Raw genomic sequence first — 15,210 nt, 5'->3', positions numbered from 1 at the left:
CGCTCGCGGAAGCTGGAACCCCGCGGATTTCCAGCGGTGCGGCCGCCTTCCTTCGCATTATGGGCTGCTGCGGATAAATGTCCGTCATGAAGGCGGACAAACGCGCCATTATCACCGCAGCAGCCAAAGCTCAGGCGATTGCCGATTATCTGCATGGGCTTACATCGATACACGGATCGGAGGTCGCGTAAGCGACCTCCATGTCAAACAGGCCTTTTCTGCCGCATCAGATCTGACAGAAATGACAAGATTATGAGATATTACTGTGTTCTGGAGCGAGCGGTATTATAAACATCGCCACGCTCACGTTTTCCAACTGCCACGACCAACACCGTTACAGTGTCGTCGTTGACGGAATAAACCAGCCGATAGCCTAATTGACGTAATTTTATCTTGTAATGGTCAGGCATACCGTGAAGTGAGGCGCTAACGACCCGCGGCGTTTCCAAACGTTCACGCAGTTTTTTCTTTAATTGCTCTTGGATTGTTGAGCCGAGTTTATTCCATTCTTTGAGTGCCGAAGGCAGGAATTCAAGCTTATAAGGCATCGATATCGACCGAAAGGCCCTTTTCGTCGGCTCGTTTCCGGATTATCTCAGTCAGACGAATATCGTCCAGCTTCTCGAGCATGGCTTCATAGACGCTAGCGGGAACCATATAAGCCATAATTCGATTGTGATTAAGAACGGCGACAGCCTCGCCATTAGCCTCGTCCATTACCGCTGACGGACTTTTTTTGAGGTCCGAAACACTAACTGCTATATTTGCTTCCACACGTTGCATAACAAATTCCGTATCCAATTGGGTGCGAAATTTAGTATCATATTAAGTATGGAAGTGCAACAGTAAACCCGATCCTCCCATTGAGGATTGGTTCTTATCGCGCATTTCGAGCAATTGTCGGCTATTCGCAATTGCCATTGCCAACTTCGACTATTTGATTGGATCCGTGCTTTGCGGTTTGGCATCGACCTGGCTTTGTAAGTCTGCCATTTTTTTAACCAACGAAAGCAAGTCACGCGTAGTGCTGTGCGGGAGATTTGCCACGAGTTTCGCAAGTTCGACGCGATCCTTGGCTTCCTCCTCACTTTTGCCCCACAAATGAGGTGCTGCCTCGTAAAGCATGTCGATGGGCATAACGTTCAGCACTTCGCAAATATGAACCATGCGTGTGACGTGGAGTTTTGAAAACGCCCGCTCATAACGGCCATAAACTGGCGTAGACAGTCCCATCAGTGGCGCAAAATCAGCTTGTTTCAGGCCCGCTTTTTCACGTGCGTCGCGCAGGTATTTTGCAAGTCGCTGATCTATTTCTTCAAACGTGCTTATTCCGTTAAAACCTGAACGCCTGAAGACTGGCTTATCGATCTCAGGATCATTGGTCCTTTCCAAAGAATGCTCATTTGCGAAATCCAATGACTCACTACTCACGCTGGAACCCCTTTTACCTGCCGTGCCACAACGGCGATCATTACCATATTTTTCAGAAATAGCAGCACTTCAGAGTTCGTGTTCGCCTGTTTTCAGCGCGCGTTTTATATTGAAATGAAGGAGGAGGGCGCATTCGGCGCTAGCGTTTGGGATTCCAATGCCGATCGTCGTCACATCGGTTATCTGGATTTCACCGCCACAAGGCGCCAATCATTGGCCACCCCCTCGAAGACGGCTTCGATAGCTTTGGGCTCATTCAACCAGCTTAGCGATGCAGACAATTCGCATGCAACAGTCTGCTCTTTGATTGGAATACAACGCAGGACCGACACTTTGGAAGAACGGCCGTAATCGGCGTAATTCCAGTTCGACAATCGAAATAACTCCGTCCTGGCTGTTTCGTCATCAGGCCAAATGGCATCGTAGCTTTGCTTTGCCAGACTAGCGACCTTCCGTTCGTCGGTATGAAGATCCAGATTGGTGCGCAGCGATGGAGCGATATAGATCCCAACGGCAATTCCGACCGCAATGCCGATGAGAAAACTTCGACCAAGCATGATCAGTATCCGTTATCTTTGAGATACTGATCAATTGCGTCTCGAAGTATGACGGTCATCTTGAGACCGTTGTCGTGTGCTGCTTTCTCAAGTCGACGCTTGGTTTCATAATCAAGCGAAACGTTGACGAAATGCTTGCTTTCACGCTCACGAGACTTGCGAAGCTCACGCAGTCGATTACGGGAGTCTTCCCGACGGTTCGCAGTTTCAATAGCACTTGCCCGGTGCTGTTCCGGTGTTGTCTCAAGAGGCGTATACTGCTTTTTCTGTCTTGATGTCGCTGGCGCTGATTCATTTCCAACTTTTGCAGCGTTTTCGTCGCGCGCGTGAGTAACTGGCGGGGGAGAGGCAGTGACTTTGTCCAGATCAATAGAACGTTTTCGACGTTCCGCGACAGGGAAATCAGAAAGAGAGATTTTTCCCTTAGCCATTGATAGTCTCCCCGTCGTGCTCCTTTTTAAGATGCTCCAACTCCTCGACGAATGCATTCACCTCCGCTCTGGCCTTGAGAACCGGTTCACTCGGTTCGAGCATTTGTAGCGTGCCAAGACCGCTGCGGATTTCGCGATAGCAGTTGCGCTCGATCAACTCTGTATCGAGCAACACGGAATTATAACCGTGTTCGCTCAGATTTTGGACGAAAGGGCGAATGATCCGGTATTCCTCCAGATGCCGATTGACGATAGTGATACGTGTTCGCAGAACTGCTTGAGGAATACTACGGTCTAGAAGGTCCGTTCGTGTCGCAATTGCCTCCGCTGTTTCACCAACTGCTTTAATCTCATCTTGGGCGGGCTGAATGGGTGTGATGACGATATCTGAATGGTCGATTATCGTATCCATCACTACACTATCGACGCCCGGTGCGTCGATCAGTATGGCGTCGTAGTTGCCCTCCTGTGACGCCATTAACTTCTCTATATTGTTCTGACGAAGTGCCGTCGCCAGTGAAATCGACGCTGGTACATTATCCTTTGCCTCGCACCGCTTCCACCACTCGGCTAAGTTCTGTCGTGGATCGGCATCAATTAGGAGTACCCGTCGATTTTTGAGTGCGAGTTCACCTGCTGTCAGGATGACTGCGGTCGTCTTCCCCGCTCCACCTTTGCCGCTTACCGAAGATATTCGAAGTGTCACGATGGCCCTCCTGTACCTGGATAATGCTGGTTTTCTTGGTGTCGATTATTGCCTGAAGCGCCGGCAATGCTGCCAACAGGGCGCAAGAATACATGTCAGGATAAGGTACTTTCACACGATGTGACAATACGATTTGTAGCATGTGACACACCATGTGTTCACATCAAATAATCACATCACTCGATAACTGGAGTTTGGGAACATGTTTCTCCCAATCGAGTGTGAACCCCGGAGCCGCGCAAAAGCCGTCCGTGCCGCTCGCACGCAGTCCGGCAAGGGCGAAGAGCGAAGCGTCCCTTGCTGGCGATTACGGAGGGGTACACAAAGGCGAATAAAGCGTTCTGGTGGTGAACCTTGGTGAGCGTAATTTCTTTGCAGCGCCGGGGCGCAGCCTCGGCGTAAGGTAAGCGGAGCGAGGCCAAGTTAGACGAATATTGGATGGCTCCCCTTGTAAATGGTTAGGCAGGATACGGAAAAATGTGCTACATTTTTGCTAAGCAATCGCGAAACACGTCCGCGATTGTCGATTGCTGCGCTGAATTGGAGCTAACAACGCCTATGAATGAAGCAATTAATGAGGGTATGGGGGGCGTAAAACCCAAGCCGCAAACCATTCATAGCCGTGTCTCGGCGGACGAATATGACGCGATCGACGATGCCGCGAAGGCGGCTGATATGACGATGAGCGCATTTTTCAAGGCCGTGTTGCTGCAAGGCGCAGGGGTAAAGCCCATCTTCAATGATGAAGACAGAGCGCTTTTGTCCCTCATGCTTGAGGATATGCGCATGATTGGCATCAATCTTAATCAGGTCGCTCGAGCGCTGAATAGCGGCAAATCGGTTTCAGATGGCGAAATCCGCATGGTGGTGGGTGACGTACAAAAGATGCAGGTTGCGGTTCTAAGTGAATTGAGGCGCGTCACCAAGCGGTCAGGATACAGACACCGCAGCAAGGAATAGCGACCATGGAATTCTTTCTCGGGGCCTTTGAGAGCGAATGGGAGCAGCGCCGTGCGGCGATGCTGCATGAGCTTTCGTTGGGTTCGGGAGTAGCAAGTAGCGCCGAAGAGGAAATGCGTCGTAGATTGCGTGAATTGCAAATCGCTGGCGGTGCTGCTGCAGCAAGTGGCGGCTTGGTGCCGAAAATGCGCGCGCGATCCTCAGAAGCATTTGCGTCCGTACAAAGTGCGGCGAACAGACCGATTGCCGCCGCAAGGCCGATGGAAGCCCGTTTGGTCGCGGTCGCAGCAGGTAGTCAACCGGCTGTGGTGAAAATGGCGTCGTATGGTGGCGGTGCGCGGTTCGGCGCGATGGTCAATTATGTATCGCGTAGCGGGGAAATACGCGTCGAAAAGGAAAACGGCGAGCGCCTTCAGGGTCGCGAGGATCTGGCCCGGTTGCATGGAGATTGGGAGCCATTGTTTCAAAATCGAGCCGAAAGCAGGGATATTGGGACTTTCCATGTGTCGATCGAAGCTGCCGGGTTCGCAACAGAAGAAGCTTTGCACCAGCTCGTACGCGATAGTCTGGCTAGCGCATTCGGTAATCGCAGCTTCGCTTATGCTGTTTCGCAGCCTTCACGTGGAGTTTTACAAGTTGACGGTATTGTAGTGTTGCGCAGTGCGGAAGGGGAACGGTTAACCGGCGACCCGAAGGCAGCGGACATTATTCAGAGGCGTTACAACGAAAGCGCAGCGTCTGATCTGGCGAGGGCGCGGTTCCGTTTTACCGGGTATGGTAATGGCGTGGAATATGGCGCTGCCAAGCTGAGAAATCTGGTCGAGGATCATAAGGGTGATGTTCGCGATGGTAAGGGGCGTGTTGTCTCTGATGCGCGCTCCGCAGGCGACCTGGTGCAAAAGCAGTGGCGTCGGGAGTTGCACAGCCGTAAGGGCAGGGATGTGATGCATGTCATTATGTCTGCCAAAGCTGGCACCAATGTTCAGGCTTTTGAAGGTGCTGTTCGGGATTTTCTGGCCGCGCAGTTCGAAGGACACCGCTACATATTTGCGATGCATGATCCGTTCAGCGACCCGAAAGAGATGGGGCAGGGCGGAAAGCGACCGCATATCCATGCACATGCCATTATCGCTATGCGTTCGGATGCCGGTGATCGGGTCGAGACCTCGCCACAAGTTTTTCGCCAGTGGCGCGAACTTATGGCTGAAAAGGCGCGCGAGCACGGCATCGCTATGGAAATGACCGACAGGCGCGAGTTTGCAAATGCTCCAGCCTATACGCGCAATCAGGTTCGGCCGGTTAATCGCGAGGGACGAACGGAACATGAGGGGACGAGTGCGGCAGCTCAGTCGCGTTATGACGCCAAGCGGTCGGGTCGTCATAGCGTGGCGCGAAGTGCGCGCAGCCGCGAATATACCGTAAAGGTAACTCAGGGTTGGGAGAAACTCGCAATGGCAAGCGGCGATCGTCAGATTTCTGCATATGCTATGCAACAAAGAGATGTAATAGAATCAACTATTTCGCTTCAAGCGGACGTAAATAATTCTAATATCGTTCATGCGGATTTCGGGTCGCAATATCGTTCCAATTTGGTAAAGTTGCAAAATATCATTTTGGAGGGTGAAAAAATGCGCGAAATGTCGAGAAGCGATTTTGAGGCATATGAGAAAGAAGTTGAAACAGCTTTGTTCCGACTTGGCCGCAATCTCGGTCTGGAAGACAAAGCCGATCTGGATCAGGTAGCGCAGTATACGCGCGAACATGTCAATCTAATGCGCGAGCATATGGAATTGACGGAACAGCGTGGATTGACCGTTGAAACACCATCGCAAGAAAGCGAGCCGGATAGCTCGTCGATGCAGATTGCTCGCGAACCCGATTCCGAAATTGCAAAGCCAGCGCATGTTGTCGCGGAAGCAGAGCAGGGCCGGCCATCGGCAGATAATGCCAACGAACTTCATTCCAGCATGGATGACGAGGAGAAAGCGGCGGCAGCATCCTACCGGGCTGAAATGGATCGTTCATTTCCCGATGAAATCACGAGCCGATATTATATTCGTGAGGATCACGGGGGGACGCAGCGAGTCTTTGCCGATTCAATGGGTGAGCGCGAAGTGTTCCAGGACAACGGCGAGAAGCTGCGCGCTAAATCGTTCGATGTTCAGGGTGTTCGCTTGATGGTCGAAACAGCAGCGCATCGCGGCTGGACGAGCATCGAGATAACGGGGAGCAAGGCGTTCCGCCGTGAAACGTGGCTGGAGGGCCAGGCGCACGGCATCTCGGTCAAGGGCTATCAGCCGACCGAACTGGATTGGCAAGATCTGGCGCGTCGCGAGCAGTCCTATTTGCGTAATGAAATTGCTCCAATCGAGGGCAGGGCGCTGGATGCGGCTCATCGGGATCAGGAGCAATCTGCAGGTTCAGATCAGTCGAACAAGATCGATAGAGAGCCACAGAGTGCAGATAATTCCGGAACGCCGCAGTCCAAGACCGTCGACTATAAGGAGGGCGTTCAGGGTATCCTCGTCGAAACAGGCGAAAAGCCCTATCAAGATAATGAAAAAAATGAGCCTTCGCCCTTTGTGGTTATTGAAACCGCCAGTGGCAATCGCACGGTCTGGGGTGTCGGACTGCCGGATTCGTTGCATCGTGCTGGCGCTGAAATCGGCGATGAAATTCATTTGCGATCCACTGGTACGGAACGCGTCCTAAAAACCGTCATACAGGAGATTGACGGGCAGAAGCAGCGTGTCGAACAAATGGTCGATCGCCGGGCATGGGAAGCGAACTTGCTTGAAGAACGGGATCGGGCAGACGAGAAAGTTGAAGGTTCCAAACAACTCGATAATCGCGCGAATATGGAAACAAAGGCCGTCGTTCGGGACGGAGAGACAACCCGTGCAGATCCGCCGCAACAGCAGGTTGCGCGATTGCAGGAACTAAAGCAAGAGCAGCAGCAAAAGAAGGAACGCGACGAACACGAGCGTTAATCGACCATGCGACACGATTACATCTATAACTCACCTCCCGATCCGAAGGCCGACCATGCCCTTGCAAAGTTCTTTGCGGTTCTGTTCTGGCTTGTCCTGGGGCTGGTAGCGATCGTGTACGTAGCTACTGTCGTGAGAAGCTGGTTCAATGCAGTCATCGCGTGGTTAACCGATATGATCAGTTTCCTTGGAGGATTTTTGCCGTTTTGACGGCAAAGAATATTTAATCAGACGGGCACTTTTGCTGCCCGGAATGTTTGAAGTGGGATTGAGATTTAAGCGGGTCTGGGGTCAGTTACAGGAGCAAACTACATTATGGGGCGGGAATAAACGTGCTAAGTCGAATCCGATGCCCGAGTGTAAAACTCAATGTCTTTAATATATCTAATGCATAAATGCCGACCCTATAGCCGGCCGTTGTAGGCGGTGGACTGTGGAGCTCCCCTAGCGTTCCTGACGTGGCCTCAACTCGATCGTTAAAGGGTCGATCTCTTTCATAGTCAGGAGGGCATTCACCCGCCGCGCCGCGTCGCCAGCGCGAAACCACTTGGATGCTGCGTCAATATTGAAGCGTGGGCGCCGACGGCCCTCCTGGGGCTTAGATGCTTCTGTCACAACCTTAACGATCTCATCGATCCGGTAGAGTCCGCCTGCGACAGGAAGAGGCATTTTTCGTTGCTGGAGCGCCTGCCGCTGCACTTCAAGCTTCTCAGCGACGTCAGCCAGGCTTACCAGGTCAGGTCGAACCTCGTGAAGGGTCGTGCCTTCGGGAAGCGCTTTGATCAGCGCCCGTGCTGCATTAAGAATTACGTTCTCAGCGTCATCGCCTTCCGCTTCTAACTCGACACCGAGCAAGCCGGGCGTACCAGTGCCCACCAGGGCGTCCTCGAAGCCAGCTTCGAAGATGGCGTCGGACAACACAAATGGATCGTGTCCCCCGTCAGGGAGCGCGAAAACTAACTCGAATTCGAATTCCTCAGCCATCGACATTTCCTTCGTCATTTTTCTTTAGTTGCACGCAAGCAAGGGCTTTCTGGCGGAGCTTCTTAGCGTGTTGCTGAGGGTTTTTGGGTGTCGACCAGACCGACATCTGGCAAAACTCGCCACAGCGACAATCCTGATCATTGGCAGGGCAACGCAGGATACCCCAAACAATGCCCTTTTCCCTCGATCAGCTTCCACCCGAGCTTTTCGAGCTCCTGGAGGACGCCTTCTATTTCCTTAGACGTGTGCCTCTTTCTAGGCAAAATATATACTCCGCCATATTAAATTGTCAATTGACAAGTTAGAATGCCGCATACTCTTAACCTTAAGAATGAGTATGATGCCATGTCATCCTTCCTCGCGTGTGACTTGGTAAGTTATAGTGGTACACAATTACAAGCGAGAAGTTCAAAGGTCAGATCGCTGTCGCATATCGACGTAGGTTCTAGACGGTCACGGAAAACGCATGGACCGGCCAAAGTCGAGCGACATTCTCTAATTCTGCAATTTCACCACGTTTCGAATGAGTGCTTTCGACCCTCTAGAGGTCGTTTCGAAGGGCTCCGTTCCCACCCGCAACCTGCCGTTCATTCTGGATGAGATGCACGACGGAGTCTGGGCCGCAAGCGGACTGTCGGGTTTAAATGGTAATTTTGGGAGAACTGACGTTCGCTTTACCTGAAACGAAGTGGACGGTTCACGATGACTGCCGCAGAAATGCTGATTGAGGGCCTATTCTTGCCGATAATTCTAAGAACAGCACGGTCATGATGAAAGTTCAGAAACTCTTGCGCTACCGCATCGTCTGCAAAGTGCGTTGATATCTGGGCATCCGCCGAAGCTGTCAACGTACCGGCTGGAATACTGTCTTGCCAACCTTTTAACTCACGAAACTCCTTCACGATGATCCCGAAAGGCGGGTGAGCATGACTGAGCTGTGCTTCGGAATAAGCGACGAGTTTTCCAGTAATGTCGCACGCGATCAAACCGTCAGGGCCAGCGAAGCGGTCAAACTGCCTCTGCTTCATACCAAGCAAGTCGCGTGACACTGCGTTATGGCAAGCCACCGAGAACTCCTCCGCGTCACTCTTGGGACGACCTGCAACCGCTTGAACGTAACTAAAGTCCGTCGGTGTATTATCTACGCGAATAACCCAAAATCCTGGGCTGGACCATCCGTCGCCCTTATTCAACCGCCTCTCGAACTGCTTTATTCCCGCGCCGATTTTTGAAGGGCCGTCGGAAACAAGTAAATCGAAGCGCTCTAGGAGCGACGACAGATCACTGTGGTCCTGATAATCCGATATGTGTTCTCCGTCGCGATAGCGAGCCAACATGTCTCTAAAATGCTGTTCAGCAGCCTTCTTAGTCTTGAAAATCTGGCCATTCGCCAATTCAACTGGTTTTGCCATCTATTCCTCCTCCAATATTGCCTTTATCAGCACTTTTTCGCGAACCTCCCGAACCACGATTAATGGCAAACCGAGAGCGTCCAGCCGGTCGCGCCGCTCAATGACCCATTCAATACACGCTGCTTCATCGAGGTCATCCAGTGCAATAATCTCATATAGTGCAACAGCCCCTATGCGTGACATCCCAAGCTCCATCAAGGAGCGTAGGGTAACGGTGCTCACCCCAAATTCCAGGGCAATACCGATGTCGAGGTCGATATCGATGAGGTCTTCTCGCCCAATGGCCTTCAGATGGTGGTTCAGCACGTCGACATATGCTGAGAAATACCGAGGCGCCAGAAAGCGAGCCGTACTCTCGATCATCTCGAGTGTGCTTCTGATGACACCAGCCGTATCAATCTCCCGATCGCGCTGTTGAAGATACTCGATCCGCTTGCGTATGATAGTTGGCAACGAATAGCCTTTCAGCCACTCCAATACCGTCCGGGCGTGAAGCGGGATCAGTGTTTTCGGTACGAAGACGCTTAACACGTAGTCATTGATCCTCTCCATCATCCTCGAAAAGCGATCATAGGCGTCAACGCTTTCCGATGGGGCGGGAAGCAAGTCCTCAAGCGGACCACCATAAGCCTGAAAGAATGCCAACAGATTCTGCAATCCAATGAGGCTTACACCTGGGTTTCGTGCGCCAATTTCCGCTGCAAGGTCGAGCCCATCTGTAGCTTTCGCAAGCGCTTGCTCGAGGCGTAGCAAATTCGCAGAGGATTGGCGTTTGGCCCACGGTGCTGCGGTAAGAGACCGGTCGCGGACATATGCTGTCGTGAGATAAGCGCTCACCTGCTCGAAGGCACGGACCTGACTAGGGTTAAGGTCCATTCCTGCGACACGTTGCTCAATATAGGAAATCAGCTCATCGAGTTTCGAAAGAGCAGTATCGGTCTCACGCCGGATCGGATACCGGGTTCGCTGTGGAACGCCTGAAGGCCACACCTTCTCATCAAACGCATCGATGCAGATGATGTTGCCTTGGAATTCATCGCCCCATCTGCCAGCGCGACCGGCAAGGTTCCAGAAGTCCTGCGGCTCCATGGGCGTCTTCTTGCCCTTGCGAGGCCCCCGAATCACGATAGTCCTGCAAGACAGATTGACGCCCTCAATTAGCGTGGACGTACAGACTAGGAATTTGAGCTTACCTGTCTTGAACAGCCGCTCAACCTCCAGGCGGATTAGCGAAGGCATGTTCCCGTAGTGGAAAGCGACGCCGGCCTCAACGAGTGGTGCCAACCTGTAGCTTCTATGGACACACTTCCGCGCCAGATCAGCAAGATCAGCGAGTTCTTGGTCGATCTCCTTCGCTTTCGGTAGAAACTGACTGATGAGCTCAGCGACATCTTCGGCCTCTGCCGCTCCATTAGCGTAAACAAGGCTACCGCCCTGCTCACCTATGGCCGCTGCGATAAAGGCGAGCTTCTTCACCAGCGTACCCGGCTTGCTTGCAAGCGTCAGTGTCCCGAGGGGCAGATATTCCTTATTGTGTCGGAACTTCAGTGCCCATTTTTTCGGTTTTGCGGGAACTTGGTGGACGACAACGATGTTTTGCAAAACAGTGGCCACATCACTGTCGATCGGTATGGTCGGGGTGGTGTCCGGCGCGTCGTCGAGCAGTACCTCGGGGTTCTGTGTTGCCGGGCTTACAAAGATCACACGCATGTTCGGACTAGATCGAAGAAGCCGCTCAATCGCGTCTTGCAAGATAACACCGCGCTGCGGGTCCCCGATCTTGTGCGCCTCGTCGACGACAACTAGATCGATTTCGACACGCTCGTGCAAGAGGTTGGCCAGAAGATGCAATCGTTCTTGAGTGAAGACGAAGACGCATCGCTTGCCGGATTTCTCCGCGGCTGCATATTTCTGCGCCGAGGGCAATGAGGAGATTTCGATATCGAGCCCAGATTGAGCCGCAACTTCTGTGAGCGACGACTCGATTTCCGAAACAAGGGCGCGTGTTGGCGCAAGGTAGACCGCCCGCTGCACCTTCTCGGTAGCGATGCAATCGACGAGCCATTTCAAGACGAGGAAGGTCTTGCCGGATGCGGTGGGTGCGGACGCGGACAGCCAAGCCCTCTCCTGGCCAGCGGCTTGCCAGAACTCAAGCTGGAACTCATTGACCGGCAAGCGCTCCCCTGTCGCCTCCAACAAGATGGAGCTTTCGATCTGCTTACGTTGGTCTTCGATTCTAAGCGCGACACCTAACCTTGATTCCAAATCTGGTTTAAGCCGTCCTCGCTGCTCGGCCAAAGCTACCGATCGGCGGTTCGACAGCTTATCAAACAACACTGCGGCCGCGTCGCGAACTGGGTCTGACGTCGGTAGCAACATCGCGCCGGTCGCGATCCGCAGACTTGCCTCGCGGTGCAAGCGCTTTTTCGAACGTGCAAGGATGCTCGCAGCCAACAGCAGACGCGGCCAATCAAACGTAATGTCCGCCAACTCAGGCTCCGGGGCCACATTATCTAGTTCCAGAAGAGTGGTGACCCGACCAAGCTGCTGCAGCTCTTCGCGCATTGATGTCTCATAGAGCCAATCTTGAAGTTCCGTTTCCGACATCAGCGCCCCATAGCGTCGAGGAATGCCTCTCGAAACTTGTCGACGGAAGGAACTGGCAGGCAGAGGAAATGAATATCGAAATGCTGGAGCTTCTCTTCAGTCAGCCTTCTTCCAACCGATTTCGACCAGCCAACAAAGCGTTCTTTCGCGGCCTTCACCATGTCCTCAAGCACACCCAGTCCATCGTCGTCAGGATAGAAATCCGCTTCGAAGCCGACAAGCGCTACCCCGCAATACTCGACCCTGTTCGACAGGGGTGAACTAGTGTCGAAGAAGCGGCGAAAGGCGGCCGACAGTTCCGGATCGCCAAGGTCTGCTTTATCGCTCAAAAGCACGAGGTCGCGCTCTCGGGATGACTCGAGGTGATCTTCTTCGATCAAGAACGGTGCCAGCGAATTGAGACAGTCGCGGATAGCATCAGTTGGATCCTTGTAGACTTTTGATTCGCCCCAAAATAGCTTCAGCTTTCCGTCGTCGGCGACCGACGCATAGACGCCGTCAGCGCCATGGTAGTGCATCCGGCTGTCGGTCTTGAGATCCATCTTGCACAGGACATGGGGGAAACCCAAAAAACGTTCCGCAAGGAGGAACAGAAGCATTTCGCCGCCCTCGCCAGTCTTGGCCAGATCGGTGAACACAGCTCTTGCTTTTTCATGTAGCGCGGCAACGGCAGACGTGGATCGGAACTTCGCGTCCCTCTGCCTTGCCTCTTCAATTCGCATCCGTGGGATAGCGTAATCAGCCGCTGCGTGGCGCATGAATTCCGCCAGCCGCTTTACCTTGATCCTGCCATTTCCATCGGTCGTCAAACAATGACAATACATCGTAACCTTGTGACCATCGATCATGATGTCACGCTCGACGAGATGTAGATGCACGCCCAACTCGTCCGGATCGCCCGATAAAATCGCGTCGAGCTCTGCACCGGTTATTTCTGCCATGTCCCCGCATCCTACAGAATCAATTGAAGTACAATGCAAATTAAATCTTAGAGTTGCAAGTGAAGCCCCTATTAGATCACGTTGTTCTTGGGCTCACCCGGTTTGAAAATTGTCACATCGATCACATCGAAGCCTGGCCGATAAACGTCTGCTCGGAAATTCTTCACCTCGGGCATTATCACCAACCTGGTGATGCTTTCCTGACGTTTAAGCTGATCTCGTTCTATCTCCAACGTAAAACGATCGTCTTGTGTTCGGCGTACAGTAGACAAGCAGCTGTGGAGACACACATATCCAGAATTGCGTAGTGTGGCGCACCGATCCAATATCACTGAAGCGAGGACAGACAGGGCAAATCGGTGACAGAAGACATCAAAGCGGTAGATTTAAAGCTGGTCGGCGATCTATTCGGTGAAGGCTACGTGATGGACTTCACTAATAGAACCTACCAAGAATTCTTCCGTGATGAAGTTGGTGTAGACATTTACAACGACGCCTACTTGATCAACGAAGGCAACTCGAAGGGAAAACGCCTGCGTGCATTTATGCAGAAGGCGCAGAAAGTTGCCATCGTCAAAGCGCTCCATGGCCTCTGGGAATATCGGGTAGCCTATATGGCCGGGCGTGAGGATCCAGTGTCGCAAGGCCGCGAGCGGCTGAGCGCCTTGATCGTCAAGCTAGGTGGCAAGCCTCTCTCGGGAGCTGTTGATACCACATTAACCCATGCACCGTCGCCCAAGTCGAATGCTCCAAGCGAGAATGTTCAAGCTGCGCTGGAAGCAGGATTCAACATGCTACATTCAATGGACGATGTGCCACATGCTAGAGGATACGCCTTCGAAAGCTTCCTCAGATGCTGGTTCGATGTTTGGGGCTTAGAGGCTCGCAAGTCTTTTAGGATCGGCAATGGCGAGCAGATCGATGGATCTTTCGTCCACCGACATTCGGTCTTTCTCTTAGAGGCGAAATGGAAGAACGCCGAGACAAACGCCGGCGAATTGCATTCATTTCAAGGCAAGGTCGGAGAGCGCTTGGAGGGCGCACGCGGACTCTATGTGTCCTATGCAGGGTTCACTTCGCCGAGCCTTCGAGACTTCACCGCGAAGCGGATACTTTTGATGGACGGTATGGACATTGTAGATGCGTTAACTCGTCAATTATCCTTGGACGAGATAATTGCCGCTAAGCTACGTATTGCGATAGAAGAGCGTAGACCATTCGTCCGAGTGCGCGAATTGTTTCCTTAGTCGAAACCTTCAGCCTGTATGCAGCAAGGTTCAAGAACGTGCCCAAGGCAATCGCCAAGCTACGCCACGCTTTGCTGCGCCCCCATACAACCGAGGCAGCTTTACTCTTACGCACTCAATAGAAATTTTCCCGGCGAGCGATGGTTATCCAGCGACGTGTGGTTTTGCCGGTCAATCAAATGTCGGCCAAGATAGACCTTCTTTCAGTTGACCACTCCGACGTCGGCGATGAATAGGGGTCTTTAAACCCATGGGATTGACTTCCCCCAGCGGCGTTGGTTCAATGCTCCCGAGGGGACGCAGCCATGGAAATGACGGTCGAAGAGGCTTTGGCGATTTTCGTCGAGGCCGTGAAGCGATTCCTGCAACAGGAAGAACTTGCCTATGCGGACAACGACGAGACGGCGCTATCCAGCGTGCTGTTCGCCCAGATGTTCGGCCAGTATCCTGGATGGCAGGTGAACGCTGAATGGAACAAGCACAAGCAAGACAGTAAGTGGATGGATGCCGCTGGCAGGGCAGATGGCGAGCTAGCAACTAAGATTCGACCGGATATAGTGGTACATATCGTCGGGCAGCGCAAAAACCTCTTGGTCGTGGAAATGAAGCGCGAAGTGAACAAGAACCGCGCTAGAGACATTGAGAAGCTCATCGGACTCACCCTGCTGGGCGGTGACTACGGATATGCTGTTGGCGTACATCTTATCGTAGACATTGCCGAGAGCGTGGCCACGGGCTGCAACGTGTACATCAACGGGGCGATAGACGACCGCTGGACGACATGGCTAAGGGAGAGACTTCCCTAGCAACCCGTGCCTGCGGCACTCTTTCATCTGTTAGCCACCGTGGGCGTCAGTTGGTCGCCACAATTCAATGACGCCGTCTGGCCGCTCTACTCCTGATCAGCCCAATTTGATCGACCAACGGGTGGCATCTTAACAGTA

The 15,210-nt window shown here is 52.8% G+C and carries 14 protein-coding genes and 1 pseudogene; 5 read left to right on the top strand and 10 right to left on the bottom strand.

From position 1 onward, the window contains the following. Positions 1–77: 77 nt before the first annotated feature. Positions 78–191: pseudogene (locus FG152_RS25305) on the top strand (antirestriction protein); the annotation flags it as partial. Between the two features lie 69 nt (positions 192–260). Here FG152_RS25305 and FG152_RS25300 read toward each other — a convergent pair. From FG152_RS25300 to FG152_RS25275, 6 genes are all read right to left on the bottom strand, one after another. After that, positions 261–548 (bottom strand): type II toxin-antitoxin system RelE family toxin, encoded by a 288-nt coding sequence (locus FG152_RS25300; protein ID WP_165902970.1) that lies wholly within the window; start codon positions 546–548, stop codon positions 261–263. Beyond that, a complete protein-coding gene (locus FG152_RS25295) occupies positions 538–783 on the bottom strand; it encodes a type II toxin-antitoxin system Phd/YefM family antitoxin (protein ID WP_256886392.1) in 246 nt (81 codons plus the stop codon). Before FG152_RS25295 ends, FG152_RS25300 begins: the two co-directional genes overlap by 11 nt. Positions 784–933: 150 nt before the next feature. Further along, on the bottom strand, positions 934–1,431 hold the full coding sequence (locus FG152_RS25290; protein ID WP_128095072.1) for a helix-turn-helix domain-containing protein: 498 nt from the start codon (positions 1,429–1,431) through the stop codon (positions 934–936). Positions 1,432–1,610: 179 nt separating this feature from the next. After that, the gene (locus FG152_RS25285) at positions 1,611–1,988 is read right to left on the bottom strand and encodes a hypothetical protein (protein ID WP_094574682.1); all 378 of its coding nucleotides are present in this window, start codon (positions 1,986–1,988) and stop codon (positions 1,611–1,613) included. A 2-nt stretch (positions 1,989–1,990) separates the two neighbouring features. Then, the gene (locus FG152_RS25280) at positions 1,991–2,419 is read right to left on the bottom strand and encodes a ribbon-helix-helix protein, CopG family (RefSeq protein ID WP_256886393.1); all 429 of its coding nucleotides are present in this window, start codon (positions 2,417–2,419) and stop codon (positions 1,991–1,993) included. Then, positions 2,412–3,125 (bottom strand): ParA family protein, encoded by a 714-nt coding sequence (locus FG152_RS25275; protein WP_256886394.1) that lies wholly within the window; start codon positions 3,123–3,125, stop codon positions 2,412–2,414. Before FG152_RS25275 ends, FG152_RS25280 begins: the two co-directional genes overlap by 8 nt. A 558-nt stretch (positions 3,126–3,683) precedes the next feature. On the opposite strand from FG152_RS25275, the gene FG152_RS25270 reads away from it, so the two are divergent. Together FG152_RS25270 and FG152_RS25265 are read left to right on the top strand one after the other, a co-directional pair. Next, complete coding sequence (locus tag FG152_RS25270; protein ID WP_024899910.1) at positions 3,684–4,085, top strand: plasmid mobilization protein; 402 nt, start codon at positions 3,684–3,686, stop codon at positions 4,083–4,085. Positions 4,086–4,090: 5 nt separating this feature from the next. Then, positions 4,091–7,075, top strand: coding sequence for an LPD7 domain-containing protein (locus FG152_RS25265; RefSeq protein ID WP_256886395.1), 2,985 nt, complete (start codon positions 4,091–4,093; stop codon positions 7,073–7,075). A 444-nt stretch (positions 7,076–7,519) separates the two neighbouring features. On the opposite strand, the gene FG152_RS25260 is transcribed toward FG152_RS25265, so the two are convergent. The 4 genes from FG152_RS25260 to FG152_RS25245 all read right to left on the bottom strand — a co-directional run bounded on the left by FG152_RS25260 (position 7,520) and on the right by FG152_RS25245 (position 13,019). Beyond that, entirely contained in the window at positions 7,520–8,059 is a 540-nt protein-coding gene (locus FG152_RS25260) for a hypothetical protein (RefSeq protein WP_256886396.1), read from the bottom strand. A 674-nt stretch (positions 8,060–8,733) separates the two neighbouring features. Further along, positions 8,734–9,471: a DCL family protein gene (locus tag FG152_RS25255; RefSeq protein WP_256886397.1), complete on the bottom strand. Its 738-nt coding sequence runs from the start codon at positions 9,469–9,471 to the stop codon at positions 8,734–8,736. After that, positions 9,472–12,078: a DEAD/DEAH box helicase gene (locus FG152_RS25250; RefSeq protein WP_256886398.1), complete on the bottom strand. Its 2,607-nt coding sequence runs from the start codon at positions 12,076–12,078 to the stop codon at positions 9,472–9,474. It lies immediately after the preceding gene. Further along, positions 12,078–13,019, bottom strand: coding sequence for a HamA C-terminal domain-containing protein (locus FG152_RS25245; protein ID WP_256886399.1), 942 nt, complete (start codon positions 13,017–13,019; stop codon positions 12,078–12,080). The genes FG152_RS25250 and FG152_RS25245 overlap by 1 nt, the downstream gene beginning before the upstream one ends. Before the next feature lie 359 nt (positions 13,020–13,378). Between FG152_RS25245 and FG152_RS25240 the strand changes: the two genes are divergently transcribed. Beyond that, the gene (locus FG152_RS25240) at positions 13,379–14,266 is read left to right on the top strand and encodes a hypothetical protein (protein WP_256886400.1); all 888 of its coding nucleotides are present in this window, start codon (positions 13,379–13,381) and stop codon (positions 14,264–14,266) included. Positions 14,267–14,571: 305 nt separating this feature from the next. Beyond that, positions 14,572–15,072 (top strand): hypothetical protein, encoded by a 501-nt coding sequence (locus FG152_RS25235; protein ID WP_256886401.1) that lies wholly within the window; start codon positions 14,572–14,574, stop codon positions 15,070–15,072. Positions 15,073–15,210: the final 138 nt, after the last annotated feature.

Source organism: Ochrobactrum sp. XJ1 (assembly GCF_024701725.1).
GTDB classification, from domain to species: Bacteria; Pseudomonadota; Alphaproteobacteria; order Rhizobiales; family Rhizobiaceae; genus Brucella; species Brucella anthropi.
This window is presented reverse-complemented; position numbering and strand designations above follow the sequence as displayed.

Excerpts from the sequence above, each read along its gene's own strand:
- FG152_RS25300 (WP_165902970.1), bottom strand. The coding sequence starts at position 548 with ATGCCTTATAAGCTTGAATTCCTGCCTTCGGCACTCAAAGAATGGAAT.
- FG152_RS25295 (WP_256886392.1), bottom strand. The coding sequence starts at position 783 with ATGCAACGTGTGGAAGCAAATATAGCAGTTAGTGTTTCGGACCTCAAA.
- FG152_RS25285 (WP_094574682.1), bottom strand. The coding sequence starts at position 1,988 with ATGCTTGGTCGAAGTTTTCTCATCGGCATTGCGGTCGGAATTGCCGTT.
- FG152_RS25280 (WP_256886393.1), bottom strand. The coding sequence starts at position 2,419 with ATGGCTAAGGGAAAAATCTCTCTTTCTGATTTCCCTGTCGCGGAACGT.
- FG152_RS25270 (WP_024899910.1), top strand. The coding sequence starts at position 3,684 with ATGAATGAAGCAATTAATGAGGGTATGGGGGGCGTAAAACCCAAGCCG.
- FG152_RS25265 (WP_256886395.1), top strand. The coding sequence starts at position 4,091 with ATGGAATTCTTTCTCGGGGCCTTTGAGAGCGAATGGGAGCAGCGCCGT.
- FG152_RS25260 (WP_256886396.1), bottom strand. The coding sequence starts at position 8,059 with ATGGCTGAGGAATTCGAATTCGAGTTAGTTTTCGCGCTCCCTGACGGG.
- FG152_RS25255 (WP_256886397.1), bottom strand. The coding sequence starts at position 9,471 with ATGGCAAAACCAGTTGAATTGGCGAATGGCCAGATTTTCAAGACTAAG.
- FG152_RS25250 (WP_256886398.1), bottom strand. The coding sequence starts at position 12,078 with ATGTCGGAAACGGAACTTCAAGATTGGCTCTATGAGACATCAATGCGC.
- FG152_RS25245 (WP_256886399.1), bottom strand. The coding sequence starts at position 13,019 with ATGGCAGAAATAACCGGTGCAGAGCTCGACGCGATTTTATCGGGCGAT.
- FG152_RS25235 (WP_256886401.1), top strand. The coding sequence starts at position 14,572 with ATGGAAATGACGGTCGAAGAGGCTTTGGCGATTTTCGTCGAGGCCGTG.